9 protein-coding genes are annotated in these 13,279 nt (G+C 59.8%); 5 read left to right on the top strand and 4 right to left on the bottom strand.

Going from position 1 to position 13,279, the window contains the following annotated elements:
• Nucleotides 1-48 precede the first annotated feature (48 nt).
• Complete coding sequence (locus tag EAH78_RS29105) at nucleotides 49-837, top strand: endonuclease/exonuclease/phosphatase family protein (protein ID WP_140671419.1); 789 nt, start codon at nucleotides 49-51, stop codon at nucleotides 835-837.
• 315 nt (nucleotides 838-1,152) lie between these two features.
• Nucleotides 1,153-2,229 carry an autotransporter domain-containing protein gene (locus EAH78_RS29100; protein WP_140671416.1) on the top strand — a complete coding sequence of 359 codons (1,077 nt, stop codon included), beginning with the start codon at nucleotides 1,153-1,155 and terminating at the stop codon, nucleotides 2,227-2,229.
• Nucleotides 2,230-2,369: 140 nt separating this feature from the next.
• On the opposite strand, the gene glgB is transcribed toward EAH78_RS29100, so the two are convergent.
• From glgB to EAH78_RS29080, 3 genes are all read right to left on the bottom strand, one after another.
• Nucleotides 2,370-4,601 carry a 1,4-alpha-glucan branching protein GlgB gene (glgB, locus tag EAH78_RS29090; protein WP_140671410.1) on the bottom strand — a complete coding sequence of 744 codons (2,232 nt, stop codon included), beginning with the start codon at nucleotides 4,599-4,601 and terminating at the stop codon, nucleotides 2,370-2,372.
• 2 nt (nucleotides 4,602-4,603) lie between these two features.
• Nucleotides 4,604-7,945, bottom strand: a complete 3,342-nt coding sequence (treS, locus tag EAH78_RS29085) for a maltose alpha-D-glucosyltransferase (RefSeq protein ID WP_140671408.1) — start codon at nucleotides 7,943-7,945, stop codon at nucleotides 4,604-4,606.
• Between the two features lie 235 nt (nucleotides 7,946-8,180).
• The gene (locus EAH78_RS29080; RefSeq protein WP_140671406.1) at nucleotides 8,181-10,178 is read right to left on the bottom strand and encodes an alpha-1,4-glucan--maltose-1-phosphate maltosyltransferase; all 1,998 of its coding nucleotides are present in this window, start codon (nucleotides 10,176-10,178) and stop codon (nucleotides 8,181-8,183) included.
• A 198-nt stretch (nucleotides 10,179-10,376) separates the two neighbouring features.
• On the opposite strand from EAH78_RS29080, the gene EAH78_RS32390 reads away from it, so the two are divergent.
• A complete protein-coding gene (locus tag EAH78_RS32390; RefSeq protein ID WP_170219186.1) occupies nucleotides 10,377-10,541 on the top strand; it encodes a hypothetical protein in 165 nt (54 codons plus the stop codon).
• A gap of 124 nt (nucleotides 10,542-10,665) precedes the next feature.
• Here EAH78_RS32390 and EAH78_RS29075 read toward each other — a convergent pair whose 3' ends face one another.
• A complete protein-coding gene (locus tag EAH78_RS29075; RefSeq protein ID WP_140671404.1) occupies nucleotides 10,666-11,166 on the bottom strand; it encodes an MgtC/SapB family protein in 501 nt (166 codons plus the stop codon).
• A 121-nt stretch (nucleotides 11,167-11,287) separates the two neighbouring features.
• On the opposite strand from EAH78_RS29075, the gene EAH78_RS29070 reads away from it, so the two are divergent.
• Together EAH78_RS29070 and ccoG are read left to right on the top strand one after the other, a co-directional pair.
• Nucleotides 11,288-11,521 (top strand): DUF3203 family protein, encoded by a 234-nt coding sequence (locus EAH78_RS29070; protein ID WP_140671402.1) that lies wholly within the window; start codon nucleotides 11,288-11,290, stop codon nucleotides 11,519-11,521.
• Between the two features lie 195 nt (nucleotides 11,522-11,716).
• Nucleotides 11,717-13,147 (top strand): cytochrome c oxidase accessory protein CcoG, encoded by a 1,431-nt coding sequence (gene ccoG, locus EAH78_RS29065; protein ID WP_140671400.1) that lies wholly within the window; start codon nucleotides 11,717-11,719, stop codon nucleotides 13,145-13,147.
• Nucleotides 13,148-13,279: the final 132 nt, after the last annotated feature.

Here is a 13,279-nt window from a genome sequence, read left to right as displayed (position 1 = left end):
CGCCTCATCAGTCGCATGCATAAGCAGCCACGATTCAGAGGAGCCTACGTGACCAGCGATCCCGAGCAGCGGGCCACCCTCAAGCCATCCCGGGCGATTCATCGCCTGCGGGTGCTGACGGTCAATACTCACAAGGGCTTCACCGCCCTCAACCGGCGTTTCATCCTCCCGGAGCTGCGCGAAGCGGTGCGCAGTACGTCGGCGGATCTTGTGTTCCTGCAAGAAGTGGTCGGCGAACACGATCGGCACTCTTCGCGTTATTACAACTGGCCGCAGACCTCGCAATACGAATTTCTCGCCGACAGCATGTGGAGCGATTTCGCCTATGGGCGCAATGCGGTCTACCCCGATGGTCACCACGGCAATGCCCTGCTGTCGAAATACCCGATCCGCGAATTTCGAAACCTTGATGTATCGATCACCGGCCCTGAACGGCGCGGGTTGTTGCATTGCGTGCTGGAGGTGCCGGGGCACGCCGAAGTGCATGCGATTTGCGTACACCTGAGCCTGCTGGAAAGTCATCGTCAGTTGCAGTTGCAGCTCCTCTGCCAACTGCTCGAGTCCCTGCCCGACGATGCCCCGGTGATCATCGCCGGTGATTTCAACGACTGGCAGTTGCAGGGCAACGCCGCCCTCGCCCGTCGTGACTACCTGCACGAAGTGTTCGAACGCCATAACGGACGACCCGCCAAAACCTACCCAGCGCGTTTTCCGTTGCTACGCCTCGACCGGATTTACCTGCGCAATGCCAGCAGTCATGAACCGCGAATCCTCGGCAATAAACCCTGGACGCACCTGTCGGATCACCTGCCGCTGGCGGTGGAGGTACACCTCTAGCAACCGAGTAAAAGCTCTGATTTACGGTTTTTTTGACGTTTTCTCGAACAAACAAGCGCTTAGATCTGCGTCGTAAATCAGTCACTTGCAACACCTAAAATACCCATACCATTTATCGGCCATTTTCTTGACGCGCCGTCCGTGGTCTTCTTAGCTACACCTTACTACCCCCGAAGTACCATCAGGGGGCAACCCCTCAGACACCCGCCAATCCGGGCGCCCAGCGGCTTGCCCTCAATCCATTCGGCCGCCCCTCATTCGGGGTAGGAGAGACGCCAAAGCGAGAGTACGCATGCGATTGCAAGGTAGACCCCCATGAGAACTTCATTCACCCAACAAGAGATAAAAGTCACTTTTTGCACTGTTTCGAGCTCTATCCTGCTGTGTTCGACCATGGAGATCCAGGCGGCCCCGCCGCAAGAAGAACCCCTTCCATGGTATCGCCAGGATGTTCCGATCCTCACCTTGCCTACCCCTGCGTTTACTGCAACCTACCCTGGCCATTTCAACGCGGCGTCCGATATCCGAAGTTCACAGCTGACCATTGAAGACCAGGCACCTTCAGCCTGGGATCAGATCTACGGAAAACCTTCGCGGCAGGCTCAAACCGATTACCTTTCACAGGCCTATTCGGTTCCCGGCAGTAACGGCGAATTCAAAGGGCCGGCGTTCCTCACCCTACAGAGCGCTAACGGCCATACGCAGCAAATCGGCTTGATCGGCGGCACTACCCAGTTACAAGGCAGCAGCAACGGCCTGCTGACCAGCCCGGCCCTGGCCAATCCCAAAAATGACACCCTCAACCTTCAAGGCGAAAGCCTGGGCGCCTACTGGAGTCTGATCGGCCCTCAAGGCTGGCACGTCGATTTGGTCGCCAGTGGCGGCCGTGTCACCGGCTACAGCCGTAATTTAGACGGCACTCGGCAAGCCACCGAAGGCAGCGCAATGACATTGTCGGTAGAAGGCGGGTTTCCGATTGGCCTGAGCGAGAACTGGGTAGTCGAACCCCAGGCGCAGTTGATCAATCAACGCATCACTCTGGATACGCCGTATGCCGGCTCGGGCAATGCGTCATCCAGCGATCTGACGTCCTGGAGCGGACGGGTCGGTGCGCGATTGAAAGGGAGTTACGACATCAACGGCCTGGGCGTCGAACCCTACGTGCGGACCAACTTGTGGCACACCGTGTACACCGGTAATACCGTCACCCTGGACCAGGTCGACAAGATCAGCAGCAGTCGCAATTCATCGACGGTTGAGGTGGGGTTGGGGCTGGTGGCCAGGGTTACGCCGGCGGTGAGTTTTTACGTCAGTGCGGATTACAGCAGTGATGTGGATGACAATGATTTGAATGGGTTGATCGGGAGTCTGGGGGTGCGGATGCGGTGGTGAGCGTTCAGTTCACTGGAAGTGTTGCCTAGCCTGGCCCCTTCGCGAGCAAGCCCGCTCCCACATTCGACCGCATTCTCATGGAAGAACTCGGTTAAATGTGGGAGCGGGCTTGCTCGTGAAGGCAGCACCTCGGTTCTGAATCAGCCCTCAGGCCGCAAGATCAACACCGCCAGCGGCGGCAAATTCAACACCAGTGACAGCGCCTGCCCATGGCTCGGTTCCTCCTCCGTAAATGCCCCGCCACTGTTGCCATAATTGGAGCCGGCATACATCGCCGCATCGCTGTTGATCACCTCGGTCCAGCGCCCGGCAATCGGTACACCGACGCGATAGCCCTCACGCGGCACCGGCGTAAAGTTGGCCACGACCAGCACCGGCCGCCCTTCTTTGCTCCAGCGCAACCACGCGTAGACGCTGTTGATCGCATCGTCGCCAATCAGCCACTGGAAGCCTTGCGGCGCATCGTCCTGCTCATGCAGCGCCGGCTCTTCGCGGTACAACCGATTGAGGTCGCCGACCAGTTTCTGCACGCCTTTGTGTTCAGGGTATTGCAGCAAGTACCAGTCGAGTTGCTGGTCGTGGTTCCACTCGCGCCACTGGCCGAATTCGCAGCCCATGAACAACAGTTTCTTGCCCGGGTGGGTCCACATGAAGCTCAAGTAGGCGCGCAGGTTGGCGAACTTCTGCCAGCGGTCGCCGGGCATCTTGTCGATCAGCGAATGCTTGCCGTGAACCACTTCATCGTGGGAAATCGGCAGGATGAAACGCTCGGACCAGGCGTACACCAGGCCAAAACTCAGTTCGTTGTGGTGATGGGCGCGGTACACCGGGTCCTGCTGGATGTAATGCAACGAATCGTGCATCCAGCCCATGTTCCATTTGTAGGCAAAGCCCAGACCGCCTTGTTGCGTGCTTTGGCTAACGCCCGGCCACGCAGTGGATTCTTCGGCGATGACCAGCGCACCCGGCGCCTCCAGCGCCACCACGTCGTTGAGGTGTCGCAAGAAGTCGATGGCTTCGAGGTTTTCCCGACCGCCGTGGCGGTTCGGCACCCATTCACCAGCCTTGCGCGAGTAATCGCGATAGAGCATCGACGCCACCGCATCGACGCGCAGGCCATCGACGTGAAAATGCTTGAGCCAGTGAAACCCCGAGGCCAGCATGTAGCCGTGAACTTCGGTGCGGCCGAGGTTGTAGATCAGCGTGTCCCAGTCCTGATGAAAACCTTCCTGCGGGTTGCCGTATTCATACAACGCCGTGCCATCGAATTGCGCCAGGCCGTGGGTATCGGTCGGAAAATGCGCCGGCACCCAATCGAGAATCACGCCGATTTCCGCCTGGTGGCAGGCGTTGACGAAGGCGGCAAAGTCATCCGGAGAACCGTAACGGGCGCTGGGGGCGAATTGCGACAGCAGTTGATAACCCCATGAGCCGCCGAACGGGTGCTCCATGATCGGCATCAGCTCGATATGGGTGAAACCCAAGTCTTTCACGTAAGGAATCAGCCGCTCACCCAACTCATGCCAGGTGTACTGGCGGGCGACTTCGCCCAAATCGTCCAGCTCACATTGCCAGGAACCGGCATGCAGTTCGTAGATCGACAGCGGCGCCGCAGGTCGCTGGCGTTCGCCACGCGACTCCATCCACGCCTGATCCTGCCAATCGATGTTCAGCGGCGAGGCAACCTTGGAGGCCGTGTCTGGCGGCAAAGTAGTGGCCAGCGCCATCGGGTCAGCCTTGAGCGGCAATATGCCTTGGCTGCCGAGGATTTCGTATTTGTACGCCTCGCCCGCACGCAGGCGCGGGATGAACAGCTCCCAGACTCCGGTCGGATGGCGCAGACGCATGGGATGGCGGCGACCGTCCCAGTTGTTGAAATCACCGACCACCGACACGCGCTTGGCGTTGGGCGCCCACACGGCGAAGCGCACGCCGTCGACGCCGTCGACCGTCTTCAACTGTGCGCCTAGGCAACTGCTCAGGTCGCGATGATTGCCTTCAGCGAACAGGTACAAATCCATCTCGCCGAGCAGCGGGCCAAAGCTGTAAGGGTCTTCGCTGACTTGCTCGCCGCCAGCCCAACGGGTGCGCAGCAGGTACGCCTGGGCGCGATCGAAATGCCCGACAAACAGCCCCGGCGTCTGGGTGGCTTCAAGGTTGCCGAGTTCTTCCCCGGAGTCCCTGGCCAACACTTGCACGCTCAAGGCGTCCGGCAGATAGGCACGAATGAATTGCCCACCGTGGCCATCGCCATGGGGGCCGAGAATTGCAAAGGGGTCGTGATGTTCGGCGCGTACCAGCGCGTCGATATCCCGCGATCTGGGCAGTAACGCCTCTTTAGCGTGACCCTGTTCCTTGTTCGAGAAACTCATGACTACTCTCCACCAAGATCGGAAAAGGGTTTAAGCCCACTCAATAATCCATACAAGCCGTGCAGTGGCACCGGCAGCCAAGTGGGGCGATTTTCGGCCTCATACGCCACTTCATAAGCCGCCTTCTCCAGACAGAACAACGCCAGCGCGGCGTCCTCGCCTTCCGGATCTTGCCACGCATGAGCAAGACTAGCTGCCGCCAGCCGATAAGCGTCGACAAATGCCTGTTTTGCTTCAATCAGGTACCGCTCGGCGACCCGTTGGCGCGCGACCTGAGCCTGCGCCGTGTTGTCGACGTTGTGCACATTGATCGTCATCGCGGCCGCGTAATCGAACGAACGCAACACACCGCTGACGTCTTTGTACGGACTGTGCTTGCCCCGCCGTTCATGCAGCGGCCGTGCCGGTTCGCCCTCGAAATCGATCAAGTAAGCATCGCCTTTGATCACCAGCACCTGGCCCAGGTGCAAATCGCCATGCACACGTATGCGCAAGCCACCGACGGCTTTCTTGCCCAGTTCCTGAACATGGCTGAGGATGGCTTTTTTGTCGTCCAGTAAACGACTGACCAAGGTTTGGTCCGCCGGGTTCAGTTGATTTTGATGCTGCTTGAGCAACTTGAGCGCGTGTTCCAGTTGCGCCGCCACGTCCTTGGCCGAGGCCTGTGCCTCTTTCTGTGAAGTCACCTGCGGCGCGAAGTCCTTGTCTTTGGTCGGGGCCGCCAGGGCCTGGTGCATTTCTCCCAGACGCTGGCCGAGCATACCGGCAAAATCCCTCAGCTCGCCGAGCGCGTTGTAGTGCTGTTCCTGCTCGGAGATCGCGTCAGCCAACTCGTCACGCAGCGCGCGTTCAAGGTTGTTCTGGGTCCATTCCCAGGCATCGCCCTGATTGTTCAGATAGCCCTGGGCAATCATCAACAAGGTGTCTTCGCCGTGTTCGTCGCGGCGCACCACCGAGCCCAGCAGTGGCGAGATGTTCTGGAACCCGGCATTGGTCAGGTAGGCGCTCATTTCGAGTTCGGGGTGCACGCCCGAGGCGAGTTTGCGGATCAGTTTGAGCACCAGGCTGTTGCCGATCACCACCGAACTGTTGGATTGCTCGGCGGACAGATACCGCACCGGCGACTCTTCCGTCAGCCCCAGTTTTGCCAGCTCCGCAGTCGGTTCGAAACGAATGTCCCCGGCGCTCGACGACAGCACGGTTTGGTTCTGCATGCCTTGCAACACGGTCCGGATAAAGTGTTCGAGGCTGAACGCATCGGTAATCAAGCCCACCTGCCGCCCACGTCGCACCCGCGACAAGGCCAACTGCTGAGGCAGCGCGGCGCCCACCTGATCTTCAGGGATAAAGCCGAATGGCAACTGGTAGCGGTGAGTCTGACCAGCGCTGGTGACTTCGATTTCGCTCAATAGCACCGGGTGCAACGGATCGCCGAAGCGCACACCGTAAGCCAGGTTGACCTGTTCGATGGCCGCGTCCTTGCCGGCAAACCAACGGCGGTTCTGTAGCCAGCTCGGCAGGATGCCTTGCTCCAGCGTGCCACGGGATGGCGTTTCGAGCAGTTCTTCCATGCGTTTCTTCAACACCAGCGTGGTGAAATCCGGCAGGCTTTGCGCCGGCTCCACGTGCCAGCTCGGCATCTGGTTCTCCGCCGCGAGCCCGAACCAATAGAAGCCGTATGGCGCCAGGGTCAGGAGGAAATTCAACTGGCCAATCGGCGGAAAGGCATTACCCCCGAGCATCTCCACCGGCACCATGCCGACGTACGCCGAGAGGTCGAGTTCCGCCGCCTGGGCACTGCGCGAAACGTTGGCCACGCAGAGGATGATTTCGTGCTTGCCATCTTCGCCCGTGAATTCCCGGGTGTAGGCCAGAATCCGCCGGTTGCTCGGCGAGAGCATTTTCAGCGTACCGCGCCCGAATGCCTTGGACTGTTTGCGCACGGCGAGCATGCGTCGGGTCCAGTTGAGCAGCGAATGCGGATCGCCGGCCTGGGTTTCGACGTTGACCGACAGGTAGCCGTATTGCGGGTCCATGATCGGTGGCAACACCAGGCTGGCCGGGTCGGCGCGGGAGAACCCGCCGTTACGGTCAATCGACCACTGCATCGGTGTGCGCACACCATCGCGGTCTCCGAGGTAAATGTTGTCGCCCATGCCGATTTCATCGCCGTAATACAGGGTTGGCGTGCCGGGCATCGACAGCAGCAGACTGTTGAGCAGCTCCACGCGACGCCGATCACGCTCCACCAGGGGCGCCAGTCGGCGGCGAATCCCCAGGTTGATCCGCGCCCGCCGGTCGGCCGCGTAGTAATTCCACAGGTAATCGCGTTCCTTGTCAGTGACCATTTCCAGGGTCAGCTCATCGTGGTTGCGCAGGAAAATCGCCCACTGACAGTTGGCCGGGATCTCCGGGGTCTGGCGCAGGATGTCGGTGATCGGGAAGCGATCTTCCTGGGCCAGCGCCATGTACATGCGCGGCATCAACGGGAAGTGAAAGGCCATGTGGCATTCATCGCCATTCAAGCCCTGGGCGTCGGTTTCACCGAAATACAACTGGGTGTCTTCCGGCCATTGATTGGCTTCGGCCAGCAGCATGCGGTCGGGGTAATTGGCGTCGATCTCGGCGCGGATCTGCTTGAGGACGTCGTGGGTCTCGGGGAGGTTTTCGTTGTTGGTGCCGTCCCGCTCGATCAGGTACGGGATGGCGTCCAGGCGCAGGCCGTCGATGCCCATGTCGAGCCAGTAGCGCATCACCGAGAGCACGGCTTTCATGACCTGCGGGTTATCGAAGTTCAGGTCCGGCTGGTGGGAATAGAAACGGTGCCAGAAGTATTGGCCGGCCACCGGATCCCAGGTCCAGTTGGATTTCTCGGTGTCGAGAAAAATGATGCGGGTGCCGTCGTACTTGTGGTCGTCATCGGACCAGACATAGAAGTCCCGCGCCGCCGAACCCGGTTTGGCCTTGCGGGCGCGCTGGAACCAGGCGTGTTGGTCCGAGGTGTGGTTGATGACCAGCTCGGTAATCACCCGCAAGCCGCGTTCATGGGCTTCGGAGATGAACCGTTTGGCGTCGGCCAGCGTGCCGTAGTCGGCGTGGACGCCACGGTACTCGGCGATGTCGTAGCCGTCGTCACGGCGGGGCGAGGGGTAGAACGGCAACAGCCAGATGGTGTTGACGCCAAGGTCGGCGATGTAGTCGAGTTTGGCGATCAGACCGGGAAAGTCGCCGATCCCGTCGTTGTTGGAATCGAAAAATGATTTGACGTGAACCTGGTAGATCACCGCGTCCTTGTACCAGAGCGGGTCCTTGATGAAGGTGGCTGCCTTGGGTTTCTTCGCCATTTGAAACTCCTGTTAAATCAGTGAAGCCGAGGGCTGACCACTCACCTTGATGAGACGCCCTGTGGCGAGGCGGGCTTGCCTGTGGCGAGGGGGCTTGCCCCCGTTCGACTGCGCAGCAGTCGTGAATCCGAATTGCGGGGTGCATCTGCAAGAAAGCAGGGGCCGCTTCGCGGCCCAACGGGGGCAAGCCCCCTCGCCACAGGCAAGCCCCCTCGCCACAGGGTTCGCGGTGTCTTCAAGAGGTGGTTATTCGCCAAATGCCGAACGGCTGATACGCCGGGTCGATACGCATAAACTGGTACTTGCCATACCAGGTCCAGCGATGCCCATTCATCAAGTCTTCGCCCTGGGTGCTGGCGTCGTCAGGCAAACCCATTTCCCACAGCGGCAATTCGAAACTCGCCTCCTGAACGTTATGCGGATCGAGACTCACCGCCACCAGAATGAAGTTGCTGCCGTCCGCGCTGCGCTTGCCGAAATACAGGATGTTGTCGTTCCACGCGTTGTAGACCTTCAGGCCCAAGTGCGTTTGCAACGCAGGGTTCTGCCGGCGGATGCGGTTGAGCTGGGCGATCTCGGCAATGATGTTGCCCGGCGCATTGAAGTCCCGCGGACGAATCTCGTACTTCTCGGAGTCGAGGTATTCCTCTTTGCCCGGGATCGGCGCCGACTCACACAACTCGAAACCCGAGTACATGCCCCACAGGCCAGAGCCCATGGTCGCCAGCGCCGCGCGAATCAGAAAACCGGCACGCCCGGACTCATGCAGAAAGAAGGGGTTGATGTCCGGCGTGTTGACGAAGAAGTTCGGCCGGTAGCATTCACGCCACGGCGATTCATTCAACTCGGTGAAATACGTCGCCAACTCATACTTGGAGTTGCGCCAGGTGAAATAGGTGTAGCTCTGCGAATAGCCGACCTTGCCCAGCCGCGCCATCATCGCCGGCGTGGTAAAGGCTTCCGCGAGAAAAATCACCTCGGGGTACAGCGCGCGCACATCGGCGATCAGCCATTGCCAGAACGGCAGCGGCTTGGTGTGCGGGTTGTCGACACGAAAGATCTTCACACCCTCCTCGACCCAACCGACCACGATGTCGCGCAGTTCGACCCACAGGCTGGGAATCGCCTCGGTCGCATAGAAATCGACGTTGACGATGTCCTGGTATTTCTTCGGCGGGTTCTCGGCGTATTTGATCGTGCCGTCCGGCCGCCAGTTGAACCAGCCAGGATGCTGCTGCAGCCATGGGTGATCCTGGGAACACTGAATCGCAAAGTCGAGGGCGATTTCCAGCCCGTAGTCCGCTGCAGTGGCGACCAGTCGGCGGAAGTCTTCGCGGGTACCCAGTTCTGAATGAATCGCCTCGTGCCCGCCCTCTTCGCTGCCAATCGCATAGGGGCTGCCGGGATCGTCGGGACCGGCGGTCAGGGAATTGTTCGGGCCTTTGCGGAAACTGCGGCCGATCGGGTGGATCGGCGGAAAGTACAGCACGTCGAAGCCCATGTCCTGAATCATCGGCAACCGCGAGTGCACATCATTGAAGGTGCCGTGACGGGCCGGATCGTCGGTGATCGAGCGCGGAAACAACTCATACCAACTGGCGAACTGCGCCAGCTCGCGCTCAACATCCAATGGGAATTCAGGGCTCAGACTGATGTAGGCGCGATGATCGGCCTGCGCCATCAGCTCGGCGCTACGTTGGTGCAGAAACAACGCCACCTGCTCGTTTTCGAGCAAGCCGGACAACTCGTGGTGCAGCGCCGCCAGTTGCTCGCTCAACTCGCCGTCGCTGCGTTCGGCCGCTTTCTGGACCTGAGTGCGCCCCTCCTGCAACTCAAGACTGACCGGGACTCGCGCCGCGTGCTTCTTCTCCAGCTCATAGCAGAAGCTGGCGAACTGATCGATCCAGGCTTCGATGCAGAACAGATAGCGGCCCTGACGCTCGACGCGGAACTGGCCTTGCCAGCCGTTGTTACCCAGCTCCGCCATGACTGCGCTTTGCCAGACATCGTCGCCTTCGCCACGCCAGCGCACTCGCACGGCCAGTTTGTCGTGACCGTCGGCAAACACCTTGCTGGTCACCACCACGTCCTGGCCGACCACGGCTTTGACGGCGAACTGTCCGCCATCAAGGCTCGGTTGGGTGTTTTCAATCGCGATGCGCGGCAGCAATAAAGCCTGCGACAGCGGCATGTGAGGGTTGTAGTTCAGTTCTGACGGTTTTTCAGCAGTCATCGAGCATCTCTCCTTTACGCCCCATGGACGCTCTTGTACCGGATGTTCCCTGAATTGATTCACTTAGGTTGGGAGCCACCGGCTGCGATAAAAGTTCAGAGGGAATTGCCCTGGCGTTTTGCGGGGAATCAATTCCCGCGTCAGGAGGTCAATCCACTTAAGCACGACTTACGCCATGTGCCACTGGAGGCTTGAACAATGAGTATTCCAATCCCTGCCGAAACACCTGATCCGAACATCGACAGCCCGGTCATTCCACCGACCGAGCCAGATCCTGTGCCCGAGCAAGACCCGCCAGGCACTCAACCGCCACCTCGGGAAGAACCTCCGAGCACGATGCCGCCGGTGATTGTGCAGCCCTAGTGTTACCACCATTTGATTGTTCCCACGCTCTGCGTGGGAACGCAGCTCGGGACGCTTCGCGTCCCACCCAGAGCCGAACGCGGAGCGTCCGTTGAGGCATTCCCACGCGGAGCATGGGAACGATCTACGGGGTGCGGTCCTTGTCGATCAGGCGCACGATCCTGGGCATCACGCTGAAAATCGCCAACGCCAGAAACGTACTGAGCACCGCCGTCGCCTCGCGCCCCAACCCGGCCGACACGCCGATGGCGGCGGTCATCCATAAGCCGGCGGCGGTGGTCAGGCCTTTGACGTGGCCCTCATCGCCCTCGTTGTTTTTCAGGATAGTCCCGGCGCCAAGAAAACCGATCCCGGCGATGACGCCCTGCACCACCCGGCTCATGGCGTCGGCCTCTGAGCCGGACATCTGCGGCACCAGCACAAACAGCGCCGCCCCCAGCGCCACCAGCATGTGGGTGCGCACCCCGGCGGCCTTACCCTTGTGCTCGCGCTCAAAACCGAGAATCCCGCCCAGCACCGCCGCTATCAGCAGGCGCACGGTAATGCGCGTCAATTGGGACGCGTCACCGATGTCGGCAAACTCCGCTTGCAGCGTCACCCAAACTTCATGCCACCAGGCGTTCATGCTGTGGTCCTTGTGCAAGTTGTTTGAGGATTGACCGCACCGACCATTAATCAGTTGCACCGAACGATGGCCAGCGAATGCGCCCTAACGGATAAGTACCCGCAGAAAAAAGGACACCACCATGACCGTGCGCATCGAAAACGAGACCTGTTTCTTCACCACCGAAAACGGCGAGGAAATTCGCCTGGGCCCCGACGTCACCATCGTCACTGACCCGGAAAAATCCATGTCAGCGGTGGATATCAATGGCCAGCATATCTACATCACCGAAGCAGAAGCCGATGCATTGACCGTAGCAGGCGCGGTGGACGGTCGCCGGCATTTGAAGGCCACAGACGGTGATTCGGTGATCTGACTGACGCCGATCAACAACCGCAGCGCAGGCTTGAGATAGGCGCCTGCGTCCTGCCGGGGCAGGTGCTTCAAGTTGTCGCTCAGGGCGGATCAGTGTTCATCTGATCCGCTTTTTATTGCAATACCTGAGTCTGTTATGCAAACAGATCGACGCTCATAGTGCGCTGGCCTGATGGAGGCTGATGAGCGACAGACCATGAGCGATAGAATCCCCGTCCGATTAGTTGAAAACACCCCAGCGGTACAGACGTTTGAGCCTTCGCGACCGAAGATGAAGGCCAAGTCCAGCGACAACCTGGTCCACACCCGAAGCTTCACCGGCCTGTTCCGCACCTTGCGATTGAGCGGTGCGGGATTTCTGTTTTTGCTGTTCTTCGGCACGGTGTGGCTGAACTGGGGCGACCGTCAGGCGGTGCTCTGGGACCTTTCCGAAAGCAAATTCCACATCTTCGGCGCGACCTTCTGGCCGCAGGATTTCATCCTGCTCTCGGCGCTGCTGATCATCGCCGCGTTCGGCCTGTTTGCGATCACCGTGTTCGCAGGCAGAGTCTGGTGCGGTTACACCTGCCCGCAGAGTTCCTGGACCTGGATCTTCATGTGGTGCGAGAAGATCACCGAAGGCGAGCGCAATCAGCGCATCAAACTGCAAGCCGCCCCGTGGAGCTTGAACAAACTGCTGCGCCGTTCCGCCAAGCACACGCTGTGGCTGGCAATCAGCCTGCTCACCGGCCTGACGTTTGTCGGCTATTTCACCCCAATCCGGCCCTTGGCCGAAGAACTGCTGACATGGCAAATGGGCGGTGTCAGCCTGTTCTGGGTGCTGTTCTTTACCGGCGCCACGTACATCAACGCCGGCTGGCTGCGCGAAGCCGTGTGCATGCACATGTGCCCGTATGCGCGGTTCCAGAGCGTAATGTTCGACAAAGACACCCTGACCATTTCCTATGACGCGGCCCGTGGCGAAAACCGTGGCCCGCGTAAACGTGAGGTGAAGCCGGCCGAGGCAGGCCTGGGTGATTGCATCGATTGCCAGCTGTGCGTGCAGGTCTGCCCGACTGGCATCGACATCCGCGACGGCTTGCAGATGGAATGCATCGGTTGTGCCGCGTGCATCGACGCCTGCGACTCGATCATGGACAAAATGGGCTATGCCCGTGGGCTGATCAGCTACACCTCGGAACATGAATTACAGGGCGGCAAGACGCACCTGTTGCGGCCACGGCTGATCGGTTATACGGCGGTGCTATTGGTGATGATCGGCGCCCTCGCTCTGGCGCTGGTGGAACGGCCGATGGTGTCGCTGGACGTGAGCAAGGACCGTGGATTGTTCCGCGAAAACAGCCAGGGGCAGATCGAAAACATCTACAGCCTCAAGGTCATCAATAAAACCCAGCGGCGCCAGGACTATCGTTTGAGCCTGGTGGAGGGCGACGACTTCCAGTTGCAAGGCAAGACGCAACTGAGCCTGGCGCCGGGCGAGATTGTCGATGTGCCGGTGTCGGTGGCGATGACAACGGAACGGCCGAGCAGCAGCTCGCAGACGATCCGGTTCAAGATTGAAGACAGCGATGAGCCGGGTATTTATAGCGAAGCGAAGAGCCGGTTTGTTGCGCCGATGAACCGTTAAGGCTTTAGACTGCGGTGCTCCATTCGCGAGCAAGCCCGCTCCCACATTAGATCTCCAGTGTTCACAGATCTAATGTGGGAGCGGGCTTGCTCGCGAAGAAGTCACCTCGATATTTCTGATTGAAATCAAATC

This window comes from Pseudomonas arsenicoxydans (assembly GCF_006438915.1).
Classification (GTDB): Bacteria; Pseudomonadota; Gammaproteobacteria; order Pseudomonadales; family Pseudomonadaceae; genus Aquipseudomonas; species Aquipseudomonas arsenicoxydans_A.
Note: the sequence above shows the minus strand (reverse complement) of the source record. Positions and strands in the feature narration are given on the sequence as shown.

Coding starts and splice junctions, on each gene's coding strand:
- EAH78_RS29100 (WP_140671416.1), top strand. CDS start 1,153: ATGAGAACTTCATTCACCCAACAAGAGATAAAAGTCACTTTTTGCACT.
- glgB (WP_140671410.1), bottom strand. CDS start 4,601: ATGAGTTTCTCGAACAAGGAACAGGGTCACGCTAAAGAGGCGTTACTG.
- treS (WP_140671408.1), bottom strand. CDS start 7,945: ATGGCGAAGAAACCCAAGGCAGCCACCTTCATCAAGGACCCGCTCTGG.
- EAH78_RS29080 (WP_140671406.1), bottom strand. CDS start 10,178: ATGACTGCTGAAAAACCGTCAGAACTGAACTACAACCCTCACATGCCG.
- EAH78_RS32390 (WP_170219186.1), top strand. CDS start 10,377: ATGAGTATTCCAATCCCTGCCGAAACACCTGATCCGAACATCGACAGC.
- EAH78_RS29075 (WP_140671404.1), bottom strand. CDS start 11,166: ATGAACGCCTGGTGGCATGAAGTTTGGGTGACGCTGCAAGCGGAGTTT.
- EAH78_RS29070 (WP_140671402.1), top strand. CDS start 11,288: ATGACCGTGCGCATCGAAAACGAGACCTGTTTCTTCACCACCGAAAAC.
- ccoG (WP_140671400.1), top strand. CDS start 11,717: ATGAGCGATAGAATCCCCGTCCGATTAGTTGAAAACACCCCAGCGGTA.